The organism is Arenimonas composti TR7-09 = DSM 18010 (assembly GCF_000426365.1).
GTDB classification, from domain to species: Bacteria; Pseudomonadota; Gammaproteobacteria; order Xanthomonadales; family Xanthomonadaceae; genus Arenimonas; species Arenimonas composti.
The window spans coordinates 154,947-169,983 of record NZ_AUFF01000003.1; the positions used below are offsets into that span (position 1 = coordinate 154,947).

At 71.5% G+C, this 15,037-nt stretch carries 13 protein-coding genes; 9 read left to right on the forward strand and 4 right to left on the reverse strand.

Going from position 1 to position 15,037, the window contains the following annotated elements:
- Positions 1–138 precede the first annotated feature (138 nt).
- The 8 genes from K311_RS0107560 to K311_RS0107595 all read left to right on the forward strand — a co-directional run bounded on the left by K311_RS0107560 (position 139) and on the right by K311_RS0107595 (position 7,340).
- The gene (locus tag K311_RS0107560) at positions 139–576 is read left to right on the forward strand and encodes an RrF2 family transcriptional regulator (protein WP_211223637.1); all 438 of its coding nucleotides are present in this window, start codon (positions 139–141) and stop codon (positions 574–576) included.
- Between the two features lie 14 nt (positions 577–590).
- Positions 591–809 (forward strand): YezD family protein, encoded by a 219-nt coding sequence (locus tag K311_RS18115; protein WP_081683345.1) that lies wholly within the window; start codon positions 591–593, stop codon positions 807–809.
- A 155-nt stretch (positions 810–964) separates the two neighbouring features.
- Positions 965–2,407, forward strand: coding sequence for an OprO/OprP family phosphate-selective porin (locus K311_RS0107570; protein WP_026816802.1), 1,443 nt, complete (start codon positions 965–967; stop codon positions 2,405–2,407).
- Between the two features lie 20 nt (positions 2,408–2,427).
- A complete protein-coding gene (locus K311_RS0107575; RefSeq protein ID WP_051239727.1) occupies positions 2,428–3,465 on the forward strand; it encodes a sulfate ABC transporter substrate-binding protein in 1,038 nt (345 codons plus the stop codon).
- 3 nt (positions 3,466–3,468) lie between these two features.
- A complete protein-coding gene (gene cysT, locus K311_RS0107580; protein ID WP_026816804.1) occupies positions 3,469–4,308 on the forward strand; it encodes a sulfate ABC transporter permease subunit CysT in 840 nt (279 codons plus the stop codon).
- Between the two features lie 7 nt (positions 4,309–4,315).
- Positions 4,316–5,197 (forward strand): sulfate ABC transporter permease subunit CysW, encoded by an 882-nt coding sequence (gene cysW / locus K311_RS15970; RefSeq protein ID WP_051239852.1) that lies wholly within the window; start codon positions 4,316–4,318, stop codon positions 5,195–5,197.
- Positions 5,198–5,208: 11 nt separating this feature from the next.
- Complete coding sequence (locus K311_RS0107590) at positions 5,209–6,252, forward strand: sulfate/molybdate ABC transporter ATP-binding protein (RefSeq protein ID WP_026816805.1); 1,044 nt, start codon at positions 5,209–5,211, stop codon at positions 6,250–6,252.
- An 83-nt stretch (positions 6,253–6,335) separates the two neighbouring features.
- A complete protein-coding gene (locus tag K311_RS0107595; protein ID WP_026816806.1) occupies positions 6,336–7,340 on the forward strand; it encodes a polyprenyl synthetase family protein in 1,005 nt (334 codons plus the stop codon).
- A gap of 182 nt (positions 7,341–7,522) precedes the next feature.
- Here K311_RS0107595 and K311_RS0107600 read toward each other — a convergent pair whose 3' ends face one another.
- The 4 genes from K311_RS0107600 to K311_RS0107615 form a co-directional block, all read right to left on the reverse strand.
- Complete coding sequence (locus K311_RS0107600) at positions 7,523–8,317, reverse strand: dienelactone hydrolase family protein (protein WP_026816807.1); 795 nt, start codon at positions 8,315–8,317, stop codon at positions 7,523–7,525.
- Positions 8,318–8,481: 164 nt separating this feature from the next.
- The gene (gene murD / locus K311_RS0107605; protein ID WP_026816808.1) at positions 8,482–9,861 is read right to left on the reverse strand and encodes a UDP-N-acetylmuramoyl-L-alanine--D-glutamate ligase; all 1,380 of its coding nucleotides are present in this window, start codon (positions 9,859–9,861) and stop codon (positions 8,482–8,484) included.
- Positions 9,848–11,335, reverse strand: coding sequence for a MurL-like N-terminal domain-containing (locus tag K311_RS18695; protein ID WP_026816809.1), 1,488 nt, complete (start codon positions 11,333–11,335; stop codon positions 9,848–9,850). The genes murD and K311_RS18695 overlap by 14 nt, the downstream gene beginning before the upstream one ends.
- The gene (locus K311_RS0107615) at positions 11,328–13,946 is read right to left on the reverse strand and encodes a bifunctional aspartate kinase/diaminopimelate decarboxylase (protein WP_026816810.1); all 2,619 of its coding nucleotides are present in this window, start codon (positions 13,944–13,946) and stop codon (positions 11,328–11,330) included. Before K311_RS0107615 ends, K311_RS18695 begins: the two co-directional genes overlap by 8 nt.
- A 206-nt stretch (positions 13,947–14,152) precedes the next feature.
- Between K311_RS0107615 and K311_RS0107620 the strand changes: the two genes are divergently transcribed.
- Positions 14,153–15,034 (forward strand): PhzF family phenazine biosynthesis protein, encoded by an 882-nt coding sequence (locus K311_RS0107620; protein ID WP_154659509.1) that lies wholly within the window; start codon positions 14,153–14,155, stop codon positions 15,032–15,034.
- The last annotated feature ends 3 nt before the right edge of the window (positions 15,035–15,037 follow it).

A 15,037-nucleotide genomic window follows, 5' to 3' on the forward strand; every position in this document is an offset into this window, starting at 1 on the left:
GAGCCTTGAACGGATCGTGGAGTATGCCAGCCCCGTCCGCGTCGGACATGCGCCCCGGCCACCCGTAGGACTTTTGCGGAAGTGCTTGACAGCGGGTTTCTGCAAATCCTATACGTTCAGTCGGAATTTATGTTGACGATGAAGGCCAAGTACGCATTGCGAGCCCTCGGCGCCCTGGCGCGGGCGGCTCCCGACCGCCTGCAGGCGCGGAGGATCGCGGTGGAAGCGAAGGTGCCGGAGAAGTTCCTGGAGGCGATCCTGGTCGACCTGCGCAAGGCCGGCCTGGTCTCCAGCGCCCGCGGCACCATCGGCGGCCATCGGCTCGCCCGCGACGCGAGCGAGATCATGATCGGCGACGTCATCCGGGTCATCGACGGCCCGCTGGCGCCGCTGCGCTGCGCGAGCGTCAGCGCCTACAAGCCCTGCACCGACTGCCCGGATCCCGGGAGCTGCAGCCTGCGACTGCTGATGGGCGACGTGCGCGAGGCGATGTCCGGGGTTCTGGACCGCTGCAGCCTCGCCGAGTTCATCCGGTCCACCGAACCCGCCAGCGCCGAGCCGGCGGGGCATTCCTGAGCGAAGGAGGAAGCATGATCCGCCAGAAAGTCACGGGCATCGGCCCGTCCCCCCGCCCGACGACCGCCCCCTTGGCGGCGATCGCGGAAACCCCGCTGAGTCCGCAGGAGCTGGCCGTGCTGGCGGCGATCCGCGAGACCCCGTACGGCGCGGTCGAAGTCGTGCTGCACCAGTCGCGGATCGTCCAGATCGTCCGCACCGAGAAGATGAAGGTCGACGAAGCGCCGCGCTGAGCCCCGACGTCGACGGACCGATGCAGTCCGCAACACCCGTCGCCGCCACCACGGCGCGGCCTCCGAACTTCCGCACCACCCAACCCGCACCCCCGTAGCCGACCAGACCGCTGGAGGCGCCCGGCAACTCGACTGGAACCAGTCAAGGAGGCGTCATGTCCAGAAGGGCTACACCCCGATCCAGACCCCTTTCCCTCGCCGGCGCATTGGCGCTGGCCCTCGTTTCCGCACAGGCCAACGCCGCGGAACCGACCGTCGCCGAGCTGCTCGAGCGCATCCAGCGCATCGAGGCCCGCCTCGGCGGCGAGGCTCCCGCCCCCGCTCCCGGCACCGATCCGATCGCCGCGCTCGACCAGCGCCTGCGCGAACTCGAACGCCGGCTCGACCAGCAGGCCGGGGCCGAAACCGCCCGCGTCGCCGCCGAAACCGCGCGCGCCGCGGCGCCGACCGTGACCATCGACGGCCGCGGCCTGAGCGTGCGCGATTCCGGTGGCGACTTCGAACTGAAGATCCGCGGCCTCGTGCAGGCCGACCACCGCGTGTTCCTGGACGACGACGACGCCTTCGGCGACGGCTTCCTGCTCCGGCGTGTGCGCCCGACCTTCGAAGGCTCGCTCGGCAGGCTGATCGGCTGGCGCATCACCCCGGAACTCGCCGGCGACAGCGCCTCCCTCGTCGACGCCTACATCGACGTGCGCTTCGATCCGCGTTTCACCCTGCGCGCCGGCAAGGTCAAGGGGCCGATCGGCCTCGAGCGCCTGCAGGCCGGCAGTGCGATCTCGTTCGTCGAGCGCGGCTTCCCGACCGAGCTGGCCCCCAACCGCGAACTCGGCGTGCAGCTGATGGGCGAGTTCGCCGGCGGCAAGGTCAGCTACGTGGCCGGCATCTACAACGGCGCCGCGGACGGCCGTGACGGCTCGACCACCGACCCCGACCACAACCGCGAATTCGCCGGCCGCCTGTTCTTCGAGCCCTGGCGCGGTACCGATTCGGCGCTGGCCGGCCTCGGCTTCGGTGTCGCCGGCAGCACCGGCGACAAGGAGGGCGCCGGCAATGCATTCCTGCCGCGCTACCGCACGCCGGGCCAGAACGTGTTCTTCAACTACCGCGGCGGCGTCGCCGCCGACGGCCGGCACAGCCGCTTCTCGCCGCAGGGCTGGTACTACAAGGGCCCGTTCGGGGCGACTTTCGAGGCGATCCACTCGCGCCAGGAACTGCTGCTCGGCGGCGTTTCCGAAACGCTCGAGCACGCGGCCTGGGGCCTGAACCTGGGCTGGGTGCTGACCGGCGAGGACGCCTCCTGGCGCGGCGTGCGCCCGGACCGCCCGTTCAGCGCCGGCGCCGACGGCTGGGGCGCCTTCGAACTGGTCGGCCGCTTCGGCGAGCTCGACATCGACGACGACGCCTTCCCGTTCTTCGCCGACCCGGTACTGGCCGCGACGCGCGCGCGGAGCTGGGGCATCGGCCTGAACTGGTACCTGACCAGCAACCTCCGTTTCGTCGTCGACCACACCCGTACCCGCTTCGACGGCGGCGCCGTGGGTGGTGACCGCGACGACGAGAAGACCCTCTTCACCCGCCTGCAGGTGGCGTTCTGATTCCCCGCGAGGAGATACCCATGAACCAGTCCGAAAACCGCGCGTCCCGGCGTGCCAGGCTCCTTCCGCTGCTCGCCGCGGCCCTGCTCGCGTTGGTCGCGGGCGCCGTTTCCGCGACCGAGAGCTCGATGCTGAACGTGTCCTACGACCCGACGCGCGAGCTCTACGCCGACTTCAACACCGCCTTCGCCGCGCACTGGAAACAGCGCACCGGCACCACCCTGACGATCCACGCCTCGCACGGCGGCTCGGGCAAGCAGGCGCGCTCGGTGATCGACGGCCTCGAGGCCGACGTGGTCACCCTGGCCCTGGCCTCCGACATCGACGCGATCGCCGCGCGCGGCGACCTGATCCCGGCCGACTGGCAGTCGCGGATGCCGCACAACAGCTCGCCCTACACCTCGACGATCGTGTTCCTGGTGCGCAAGGGCAATCCGAAGAACATCCGCGACTGGGGCGACCTGGTGCGCGAGGGCGTGGGCGTGGTGACGCCCAACCCGAAGACCTCGGGCGGCGCGCGCTGGAACTACCTCGCCGCCTGGGCCTGGGCGAGCCGCGAATACCAGGGCAGCGGCGCCCGCGTGCTCGACTACATGCGCCGGCTGTTCGCGAACGTGCCGGTGCTCGACACCGGTGCCCGCGGCTCGACGACGACCTTCGCCTACCGCGGCGTCGGCGACGTGCTGCTGGCCTGGGAGAACGAGGCGCACCTGACCCTCGCCGAGGCCGGTGACCAGTTCGAGATCGTCTACCCGAGCATCAGCATCCTCGCCGAGCCGCCGGTGTCGATCGTCGACAAGGTCGTCGACCGCCGCGGCACCCGCGAGATCGCCCAGGCCTATCTCGACTACCTGTACACCCCGCAGGGCCAGGCGATCGCCGCGAAGCACTTCTACCGGCCGCGCAACCCGGAAGGCATCGACCCGGCGGTGATGGCGCGCTTCCCGGCGATGCCGATGGTCACCATCGACGATGCCTTCGCCGGCTGGGAGAACGCGCAGAAGGTCCACTTCGAAGACGGAGGTTTCTTCGACCGGATCATGCAGCCGGGGCGCTGACCCATGTCCGCCCTCGGCCATCGGCGCCGCGCCGGGCCCCTGCCCGGCTTCGGCCTGACGCTGGGACTGAGCCTCACCTGGCTCGCCCTCATCGTATTGCTGCCGCTGTCGGCACTCGTGATCCGCGCCGGCGGACTCGGGCTCGACGGCTGGTGGCAGATCATCGCGGAACCGCGCGTCCAGGCGGCGCTGAAGCTCAGCTTCGGCACGGCCCTGGCGGCGGCCGCCTTCAACGCGTTCGCCGGTACGGTGATCGCGTGGGTGCTGGTGCGTTACCGGTTCCCCGGACGCAGCTTCGCCGACGCCATCGTCGACCTGCCCTTCGCGCTGCCGACCGCGGTCGCCGGCATCGCGCTCACCGCGCTCTACGCCGGCAACGGCTGGATCGGCCAGTGGCTCGAGCCGGTGGGTCTCAAGGTCGCGTACACGCCGCTCGGCATCGTCATCGCGCTGATGTTCGTCGGCCTGCCGTTCGCGGTGCGCACGGTGCAGCCGGTGCTCGAGGCCTTGCACCGCGAGCACGAGGAAGCGGCGGCGTCGCTCGGCGCCGGCCGCTTCACCACCTTCCGCAAGGTGCTGCTGCCGCAGTTGCTGCCGGCGATGCTCACCGGCTTCTCGCTGGCGTTCGCCCGCGGTGTCGGCGAGTACGGCTCGGTGATCTTCATCGCCGGCAACCTGCCGCGGGTGTCGGAGATCGCGCCGCTGCTGATCGTGATCCGGCTCGAGGAGTTCGACTACAACGGCGCCACCGGCATCGCGGTCCTGATGCTGGCGGTGTCGTTCGTCGTGCTGCTCTCACTGAACCTGCTCGAAAGGAGGCTCGCGCGTGGACAGGGCAATTGACACCACGATCGCCGCCCCCGCGGGCCCGGTGGCGCCGGGGATCGCATTCCGCGACCCGGTCGTCGAACCGGCCTGGGTGCGCTGGGGCCTCACCGCGCTCGCGCTGCTGCTGCTGGCGGGGATCGTGCTGCTGCCGCTGGCGGCGGTGGTCTTCGAAGCGCTGCGCCAGGGCTGGGCCGCCTACGCGAAGGCGATCGTCGAGCCGGACACGCTCGCGGCGATCCGCCTGACCCTGCTGGTGGCGGCGATCAGCGTGCCGGCGAACGCGGTCTTCGGGGTCGCGGCCGCCTGGGCGATCACCCGCTTCCAGTTCCGCGGCAAGCGGGTGCTGCTGACGCTGATCGACCTGCCGTTCACCGTTTCGCCGGTGGTCGCGGGCCTGATCTTCGTGCTGCTGTTCGGCGCCCACGGCTGGTTCGGCGAATGGCTGCGGCTGCACGAAATCAAGATCATCTTCGCGGTGCCGGGCATCGTGCTCGCGACGATCTTCATCACCTTCCCGTTCGTGGCCCGCGAGCTGATCCCGCTGATGCAGCAGCAGGGCGGCGAACAGGAGGAGGCGGCGGCGTCGCTCGGTGCCGGCGGCTGGACGATGTTCTGGAAGGTGACCTTCCCGAACATCCGCTGGGCACTGCTGTACGGCGTACTGCTCTGCAACGCCCGGGCGATGGGCGAGTTCGGCGCGGTGTCGGTCGTTTCCGGCCACATCCGCGGGCTCACCAACACCCTGCCGCTGCAGGTGGAGATCCTCTACAACGAATTCAGCTTCGTCGCCGCGTTCGCGGTGGCCTCGATGCTGGCGCTGCTCGCGCTGGTGACGCTGTGCCTGAAGCTGTGGCTGGAATGGAGACACGGCGATTCGCTCGCACGCCGTGCCCGCGGACACTGACGGAGTGACGCATGGACATCAGAATCGAAGGCGTGAGCAAGATCTTCGAGGGCACCGCCGCCCTGCATCCGGTCGACCTGGCGATCCCTTCCGGGCAGCTGGTCGCCCTGCTCGGCCCGTCGGGCTCGGGCAAGACCACCCTGCTGCGCCTGATCGCCGGCCTGCTGCCGGCGGATGAGGGGCGCATCCTGTTCGGCGGCCGCGACGCCACCCGCCTGTCGCTGCGCGAGCGGCGGGTCGGCTTCGTCTTCCAGCACTACGCGCTGTTCCCGCACCTGACGGTGTTCGAGAACGTCGCGTTCGGCCTGCGCTGCAAGCCGCGGCGCGAGCGCCCGAAGGAGGCCGACATCGCGGCGAAGGTCCGGGAGCTGCTGGAACTGGTGCAGATGATCGATTACCGCGAGCGGCTGCCGGCGCAGCTGTCCGGCGGCCAGAAGCAGCGCGTCGCGCTGGCGCGGGCGATGGCGATCGGCCCGACCGTGCTGCTGCTGGACGAACCCTTCGGCGCCCTCGACGCCAAGGTGCGCGTCGAGCTGCGCCGCTGGCTGCGGCGGATCCACGAGGAAACCGGCTTCACCACGGTGTTCGTGACGCACGACCAGGAAGAGGCGCTGGAACTGGCCGACCGCGTCGTGGTGATGAACCGTGGCCGGATCGAGCAGGACGGCGAACCGGAGCAGGTCTACGCGGAGCCGGCGACGCCGTTCGTGTTCGACTTCCTCGGCCGCTCCAACCAGATCGGCGGTCGCGTCGACGGCGGCGGCTTCCGCCTCGGCGACGACGGCGCGGTACTGCCGGCCGAAGCCGGTGCTCCGGGCCCGGCGACGCTGTTCGTGCGTCCGCACGACATCTCGGTCGTATCGACGGACGAGGGCGTGGCCGCGACCGTCACCGAGGTCCGTCGGCTCGCCGGCCGACTCATCCTGGAAGCGGAGCTGGCCGGGCAGTCGCGGCCGGTCGAGGTCGACCTGCCGTCGGGCGACGTCGCCGCACCGCGCCGCGGCGAACGCATCGGCCTGGCCCTGCGTCGCTACCAGGTGTTCCCCGGCGCCTGAGCCACGCCATTCCCGGGTCGGACGCGGCCCGGGAAGCCGCCGGCGACGCCGCCTTCGCGGGGGGCGGCCCGTATAATCGCGGCATGTCCGCTCCCCTCCCCGCCCGCGCTGCCGCGCTGCCCGGCATCGCCGCCATCCAGCGCCTTGCCGCCGCCGACATGGCGGCCGTCGACGCGCTGATCCGCGACCGACTCGCCTCCGACGTCGTCCTGATCAACCAGATCTCCGAACACATCGTCGGCGGCGGCGGCAAGCGCCTGCGGCCGATGCTGGTGGTGCTGGCCGCGCGCGCCCTCGGCGGTGGCGGCCCGGCGGCGCACCAGCTGGCGGCGATCGTCGAGTTCATCCACACCTCGACCCTGCTGCACGACGACGTCGTCGACGAATCCGACCTGCGCCGTGGCCGTCGGACCGCCAACGCACTGTGGGGCAACGCCCCGAGCGTGCTGGTCGGCGACTTCCTGTATTCACGCAGCTTCCAGCTGATGGTCGAGCTGGACTCGATGCCGGTCATGCGCGTGCTCGCCGACACCACCAACCGGATCGCCGAGGGCGAGGTGCTGCAGCTGCTGCACGTGCACAACCCCGACACCGACGAGGCCGCCTATCTGGCGGTGATCGAGCGCAAGACCGCGGTGCTGTTCGCCGCCGCGACCCGGCTCGGCGCCCTGCTCGCCGGCGCCGATGAAGCGGCCCAGCAGCGCCTGCACGACTTCGGCATGGCGCTGGGCATGGCCTTCCAGATCGCCGACGACGTGCTCGACTACACCGCCGACGCCGACGCCCTCGGCAAGAACCTCGGCGACGACCTCGCCGAGGGCAAGGCGACGCTGCCGCTGATCCACGCGATGGCCAACAGCCGTGCCGAAGTGCGCGAACGCCTGCGCGCGATCGTCGAGGCCGGCGACGCGACGGCGATGCCGGAAGTGCTCGCGGCGATCGGCCAGAGCGGCGGCATCGGCTACAGCCAGGCGCGTGCGGCCGGGTTCGCTGCGGCCGCGGAAGCCGCGCTCGACGGCCTGGCGGATTCGGAATGGGTCGCGGCGCTGCGTGGCCTCGCCCGCTACGCCCTGGAACGCAACTCCTGACCCCCCTCCTGTAGGAGCGGCTTCAGCCGCGATGCCTTTCCGTAGGAGCGGCTTCAGCCGCGATGCCCTTCCGTTGGAGCGGCTTCAGCCGCGATGCCCTTCCGTTGGAGCGGCTTCAGCCGCGATGCTCTTGCGCGGTCCAGGAGAAGAGCATCGCGGCTGAAGCCGCTCCTGCAGGCACGTCAGTCCTCGCCGAAGTTCTCGTCGAGGAAGTCCGCCATCATCGCGTAGGCGCGGTTCGCGGTGCGTTCGTCGTACTTGCAGCCCGGAATCGTGTTGCCGTCGGCGCTCGGTTCGGCGAAGCAGTGCACGGCGCCGCTGAAGTCGACGAACTGCCAGTCGGCACCGGCAGCGGTCATCTCCTGCTTGAACTCGGCGATCGACTCCGGCGACACGAAGGTGTCGGCGGCACCGTTGAGCACCAGCATCGGCGGTCGCGTCACGCCGGCCGCGGCGGGGACGCTGGTGCGCAGGCTGCCGTGGAAGCTGACGACCGCATCGAGCTCGGCGCCGGCACGCGCGAGTTCGAGCGCGACCGCGCCACCGAAACAGAAGCCGATCGCGGCGAACCGCTCCGGATCGAGCGGCAGGTCGGCGGCGCGACCGCGCAGCACCTCGACCGCGGCGGCAGCGCGCCGGCGCAGCGCCGCGTTGTCGGCGTAGACCGCGCCGGAGGCCTTGCCGGCCTCGTCCGGGTTCGCCGGGCGAAGGTCCTTGCCGTACATGTCGGCGACCAGGATCACGTAGTCGTCCTCGGCGATCGCCTTCGCGCGCTCGACCGCGTCGGCGGTCGGGCCCATCCAGTTCGGGAACATCACGATGCCCGGACGCTCCGGATCGCCATCGCCGTCGTCGTAGACCAGGAAGCCGGAGAAGGTCTTGCCGTCGACCTCCCATTCGACCGGTTCGGCGACCGGCGAGGCGGCGACGGCGAAGCTGGCGGAACACAGGGCGGCGGCGAGCAGCAGCTTGCGCATGAGGAGGCTCCGGTAGGGTTTGCGTCGATTCTATGCCGCCGCGCGCCCTGTACCCGCACCCTGAACCCGCACGCGCACGCTGTAGGAGCGGCTTCAGCCGCGATGCTCTTGTGCGAATCAGGAGAAGAGCATCGCGGCTGAAGCCGCTCCCACCGGATCGGGGTTCAGGCGACGCCGAGGCCGGGAATCGACGCGATCACGTCCGGGTCGTAACCCGCGCAGCGGGCGAAATGCCTGCCCCGCTCCGTGTAGTCGCGGTAGCGCGGGAAGCTCGGCGCGCCCGGCGACAGCAGCAGCACGCCGGTGCTGCCGAGGGCCTGCAGCCCGAGGCGGACCGCGGCTTCCATGTCCGTGGCCTCGGCGAGCAGGAAACGGTCGCCGGTGGCCAGCGGCTTGAGCTTCTCGAACACGCGCGGGCCGTTCTGGCCCATCGTGATCACTGCCGCCGGCGGATCGGCGGCGATGCGTTCGGCGAACACGCCCCAGTCGAGCCCGCGGTCGTAGCCGCCGACGAGGATCGCCACGCGGCGGCCGCGGAACAGGTCGAGCGCGGCGATGCTGGCGTGCGGCGTGGTGCTGATCGAATCGTTCACCGCCTCGACACCCTGGCGCTGGCCGAGCGTCTGCAGCCGGTGCGGCAGCGGCCGGAAGCCTGCCGCCGCCGGGGCCGCCGCGACCGCGTCGAAACCGGCGGCCTCGATCGCCGCCAGCGCCGCGCACAGGTTCAGGCGGTTGTGGCGGCCGGGCAGCGGCAGGTGGCGGGCATCGAGCACGGCGAGCTCGCCGCGGTGCACGACCGTGTCGCGCAGGTGCCAGCCGTCACCGTGGTTGAACCAGGCGACCGCGGTGCCGGCGGGGATGTCGAGCTCGGCGAGCGCGGCGTCGGCGGCGTTGAGCACCGCGACCCGCGGCCGCCCGCGGGTGACCAGTGCCAGCTTGTCGGCGAAGTAGCGCGCTTCGCTGCCGTGCCAGTCGAGGTGTTCCGGAAACAGGTTGAGGACGACGGCGACATCGAGATCCTGGGCCTCGCCGGTCTGGTAACTCGACAGCTCGATCGCCCAGGCGTCCGGCGGCGGCTGCACGTCGAGCAGTTCCAGCAGCGGCAGGCCGATGTTGCCGGCGAGCGCGGTGCGATGCCCGGCGGCGCGCAGCAGGTGGGCGATCAGCGCGGTGGTGGTCGACTTGCCCTTGCTGCCGGTGACGGCGATGCGGCGCCCGGCCGGCGCCTCGGCGAACCACAGGCCGCTGCCGCCGATGAACGTCACGCCGTCGAGCGCCGCATCGGCGGCCGGCGAGGTGTAGGGGCTGATGCCGGGTGACTTGATGACGACGTCGAAGCTGCGCAATGCCGCGGCGTCGACCGTCGGCAGCACGGTCAGCTGCGGATCCTGCAGTTCCGCCAGCGCCTCGACCTCGTCGGGCGAGCAGAAGACGGTCAGCGGTTGCGCCGGCAGCCGCCAGCGCAGCGCGGCGAGCGCGGCGCGGCCTTCGCGGCCATAGCCCCAGATCGCGACGGATTTGCCTTCGAGCTCAGAAATTCGCACGCAGCCGTCCCCACAGCCCGTCCGGAATGCCGTGATCATCCGAGGCTTGCAGCAGCGGCGCAATCGACAGGTCGGCGACCTCGAGCAACGGGGCGATCTCGTCGCGGAAGCGGCGCACCAGCGCGTCCTCGGACCAGGCCGGCGACGCCGCCAGCGCCGCCATCGCCGCGCGCGCCTCGATGCCCTCGCCGACGCATTCGAAGGGCTTGTGGTCGCGGAACTCCATCAGCGCGTCGAAGCCGCCCGCCTGGTCCGGCTCGTCGAGCAGGTTGCGGCCGAAGATCGCCATCAGCCGCGGTTTCGGCATGAACGGCGCCAGCGCCAGGAACACGAAGCGGCATTTCGGGCATTCGCCGCACCAGCGCTGGGTCGGGCGCTCGCCGAGGATGTGGAAATTGCGGTTGCAGCTGGAAAAGTGCGCGTCGTAGCGGTCCTGCTTCGCGAACTGCCGCGCCACCGCCAGCTCCGAATACGGGCGCAGCAGCGAGTAGTAGCGCAGGTCGGCGGCGACGTGCCGGCGCACGTGCGCGGCGAAGTCGCGCTCGAAGTCCCAGCCCTTCGACCACTGGTGGTTGACCTCGTCGGTGACGTGACCGTCGGCGTCGACGATGCGCGAGCCGTAACTGGCCGAGCGCTCGTTCGAGAACACCACCTGGTCGTGGCCGGTGAGCAGCGCGGCCAGCACGAGGATCGCCGAATTGATCGCGGTGACCGGGATGTGGCCGTTCAGCGCGCCGGCGCGGTTGAGCTCGAACAGCCGCGGCGACAGCGTGCGCTGCACGTTCAGGGTCGGCAGGCCGGTGCGCGCGGCGCAGGCGGCGATCAGCGGCGAGCTGCCGATCCAGGCCACGGTCTGTTCGACGCCGGCGGCGCGCAGGGCCTCGATCGACACCAGCGAGTCCTTGCCGCCGCCGATGGCCACCAGCGCCCGCTCCTGCGGCTGCCGCTGCTGTTGCAGGAGCGGCTTCAGCCGCGATGCTTCTTCCGGATCACCAGGCGAAGGCATCGCGCCTGAAGGCGCTCCTACGGAGGGCATCGCGCCTGAAGGCGCTCCTACGGGAGCGGAGGGCATCGCGCCTGCAGGCGCTCCTACGGGGGCGGAGGGGAAGGGGATGCGGCCGCGCAGGGACAGGCCGTTGCGGTAGGCGAACTCGCCGAGGCCGTTCTCGTACACCGACTGCAGCAGCGCCGCGGTGTCGGCGCCGATGCCCTCGCCCTCGATCACGATCTCCGGCGGCACCGCCGCCTTGTAATAGCTGACGCCGGCGATCAGGTGCAACAGGCGCAGCGCGCGCGCGACCGCCGCCGCACGTTCGCCGTCGAGCACGAAGGGCGCGCCGGGAAAGCGCAGCGACTCGACGAACTCGTCGGTGTGGTCGAAGGCGTACACCAGCCGCGCCTCGCCGCTCTCCGGCGCGAACGCGCAGTCGACGAAGCGGAAGGCACGCACGGCGGCGCGGTCGAAATCAGACATCGAAAACGTCCTCGGCGGGCAGGTCCCGCAGGTTGTAGCGGTTGGCCATGCTCATGCCGTAGGCACCGGCGTGCGCGACCAGCAGCACGTCGCCTTCGGCGGTGGCATCGGGCAGGCAGCGACGGCGGCCGAGCACGTCGCCGGTCTCGCAGACCGGCCCGACGACGTCGGCCGGCGCGCCCTCCGCTTCGTGCAGGCGCGACAGGTTCACGATCCGGTGCCAGGCCGAATACAGCGCCGGGCGCATCAGCGCATTCATGCCGGCGTCGGCGCCGATCCGGCGCACGCCCGACTTCGTGGCCACCTGGGTCACCGACAGCAGCAGCGCCCCCGCTTCGGCGACCAGCCAGCGGCCCGGCTCGACCCACAGCGAGTAATGCGGCCAGCCGGCGCGGGCGTCGGCGAGCGCGGCGCCGTAGGCGCCGAGGTCGAAAGCCTCGCCGTCGGGGTCGTAGGCGACGCCGAGACCACCACCGACATCGATCACCTCGACGGTGCCGATGCGGTCGGCGAGCGCGGCCAGGCGCGCGAACACCGTGCGCCAGTGGCGCGGATCCTGCACGCCGCTGCCGATGTGCGCGTGCAGGCCGGTGATGCGCAGCCCGAGCTCGCGGACGGCGGCGAGGAACTCCGGCAGCGCATCCTCGGCGAGGCCGAACTTCGCCTCGCGGCCCCCGGTGCGCACCTTCTCGTGGTGGCCTTCACCGAAGCCGGGATCGATGCGCAGCAGCACGCGGCGACCACGCAGCAGCTCCGGCCACTGCCGCAGCGGCGCGAGGCTGTCGACGGTGACGTGCACGCCGCGCTCGAACGCGTCCTCGTATTCGTCGCGCGGTGCGAAGCTGGGAGTGAACAGCACCCGCGCGGGCGCCAGCGCCGGCAGCACCGCGAACAGGTGCTCGAGCTCGCCGGCGGAGACGCATTCGAAACCGAAGCCCTCGGCCTCGAGCGTGCGCAGGATCGCCGGATGCGGATTGGCCTTCAGCGCGTAGAATCGGCGATCGATCGCCGGCAGCGCCGCGAGTTCGCGGGCGCGCTCGCGTACCGTCGGCAAGTGATAGAGGTAGCGCGGCGTACCGCGGGCGGCGCGAGCCAGCACCTCGTCGCGGCAGGTCTCCCACCAGGCCGGCGTGCGGGCGGCATCGGCGGCGCAGATGCGGCGCCAGCTCGGCCCGAACACCGCCGTCTCGTGCACCGGCATCGCCCCCGACTGCGCCAGCAGCGCGTGCAGGGTCGGCAGCACGTCGTCGGCCAGCGCCTCGTCGACGACGAAGGTCAGGTTGAGGTCGTTGCTCGACTGCGAGATCAGGTGCACGCGCTCGCGACCGAACTGCGCCCACACCTCGCCGAGCCGGTGCAGCAGCGAGCGCATGCCGCGACCGACCAGGGTCACCGCCGCGCACGGCGCGATCACCTTCACCCGGCACACCTGGGCGAGGTCGGCGCACAACGCGTCGAGCACGTTGGTGCTGACCAGGTTGTCGCTGGGATCGAGCGACACGGTGACGTTGGTTTCCGAGGAGCCGATCAGGTCGACCGACAACCCGTGCGCCTTGAAACGCTCGAACACGTCGGACAGGAAGCCGACCTGCTGCCACATGCCGATCGTTTCCATCGACACCAGCACGATGCCGCGGCGCGAGCTGATCGCCTTGACCCCGGGCACGGTCGCGGCGCCGCCGTCGATCACGGTGCCGGGCAGGTCCGGGCGCGCGGTGTCGCGGATCCACAGCGGCACCCTCGCCTCGCGGCAGGGATGGATGCAGCGCGGATGCAGCACCTTGGCGCCGGTGGTGGCGATTTCCTGTGCTTCCTCGTAGTCGAGCCGGCTCAGCAGCCGCGCATCGGGCACCGCGCGCGGATTGGCGCTGAACATGCCGGGCACGTCGGTCCAGATCTCGACCCGGCGGGCGCCGAGCAGCGCACCGAAATAGGCCGCGCTGGTGTCGCTGCCGCCACGACCGAGGATCGCGGTGCCGCCGTCCTCGCCGCGGGCGATGAAGCCCTGGGCGATGCGCAGCGCCGGCCCGGCGTCGGCGAAGCGCGCGCGGGTCAGCGCATCCGCCTGCGGTAGGCACGAGGCCGACAGCCGCCGGCTCCAGCCGTTCTGGTTCGGCAGCGCCTGCGCCTGCAGCCAGTCGCGCGAATCGACCCAGCCGACGTCCAGTCCCTGCGCCTGCAGGAAGGCGGCGCCGAGCGTCGACGACAGCAGTTCGCCCTGCGCCAGCACTTCCGCCTGCCAGTCCAGCGCCCCGGACGCCGCGCGCGGATCGACGCCCAGACCGATCAGCTCGGCCAGCCGGTCGCGAACCGCGCCGCGCTCGACCCCGAGCTCATCCGCGAAGGCTTCATGGCGATGCACCAGCGCATCGATGCCGGCGCGCACCGCGTCCGCATCGGCGTGGGCATCGCAGATCGCCTGCAGGGCATTGGTCACCCCGGCCAGCGCCGACACCACCACCAGCACCTTCGTCCCTTCCTCGTCCGCCCGGCGCTGCATCAGCGCCCCGATCGTCTCCCAGCCCGCCCGGCGGGCGACGCTCGTCCCGCCGAACTTGAGCACGGTCCAGTCGGCGAGGTTGTCCGGTGCGGCGTTGGCAGGCGGATTCATTCGGGTTCGGCGGGGGGAGCGTGCAACGCACGCGGCGCCGCGCAGTCTAGCCGACGTGATGACCGCATTCCGGGCAATTCGCCGGCATCAGCGCCCGCATCGCCGCCAGACGCGGGACCACGCCGGCAACGCACCCTTTCCGGACGCCGGCTTGCGGATGCCGGCATCCGGAAAGCGTTACGATCGCGGCCCCCGAGCGAGGAGTGGTGATGGACAGGGAGTTCGTGCAGCTGGACGTATTCGCCGCCAAACCCGGCGACGGCAACCCGCTGGCGGTGGTGCTCGACGCCGAAGGCCTGAGCGACGACACGATGCAGGCGATCGCGAAGTGGACCCGGCTGCCGGAAACCACCTTCGTCTTTCCGCCGACCACCGCCGAGGCCAGCTACCGCCTGCGCATCTTCAGCCCGCGCCGCGAGGTGCCCTTCGCCGGGCATCCGAGCATCGGCAGCGCGCATGCGGTGCTCGACGCCGGCCTGGCGACGCCGCGCGACGGCGTGTTGATCCAGGAATGCGCGGTCGGCCTGCTGCCGGTCGAGGTGCGTGGCGACGGCCGCGAACGCCGGCTCGCGGTGCGCGCACCGAAGGCCCGCGTGCTCGAGGTCGGCCAGCCCGAGGACGTGCGCCTGAGCAATGCCCTGCGCGGGCACGTGCCCGGCGCGCTGCCGCCGGTGCTGATGGACGGCGGCCGCCGCTGGTGGATCTCCGAACTCGTCGACGAGGCCTCGGTGCGCAGCCTGGTGCCGCGCTGGGACGCGATTTCCACCCTCGCCCGCGCCCACGAGGCGATGGGCCTGTGCGTGTTCGCGCGCTGCCAGGGCCGCGACTACGACCTCGTCGTGCGCGCCCTGGTCGGGCAGCCGGCGCAGGTCGAGGACGCCGCGTCGGGCGCGGCGAACGCGACTCTCGCCGCCTTCCTGCACGAATCCGGCGCGATGCCGAACGCCGACGGCCGCTACGTCGTCAGCCAGGGCCGCGAAGTCGGCCACGATGCCCGCCTCGAGCTGCGCGTCGACGCCGAGGGCGAGGTCTGGAGCGGCGGCCAGGTGCAGACGGTCGTGCGCGGCCGCCTCGACTGGCCGGACTGACCG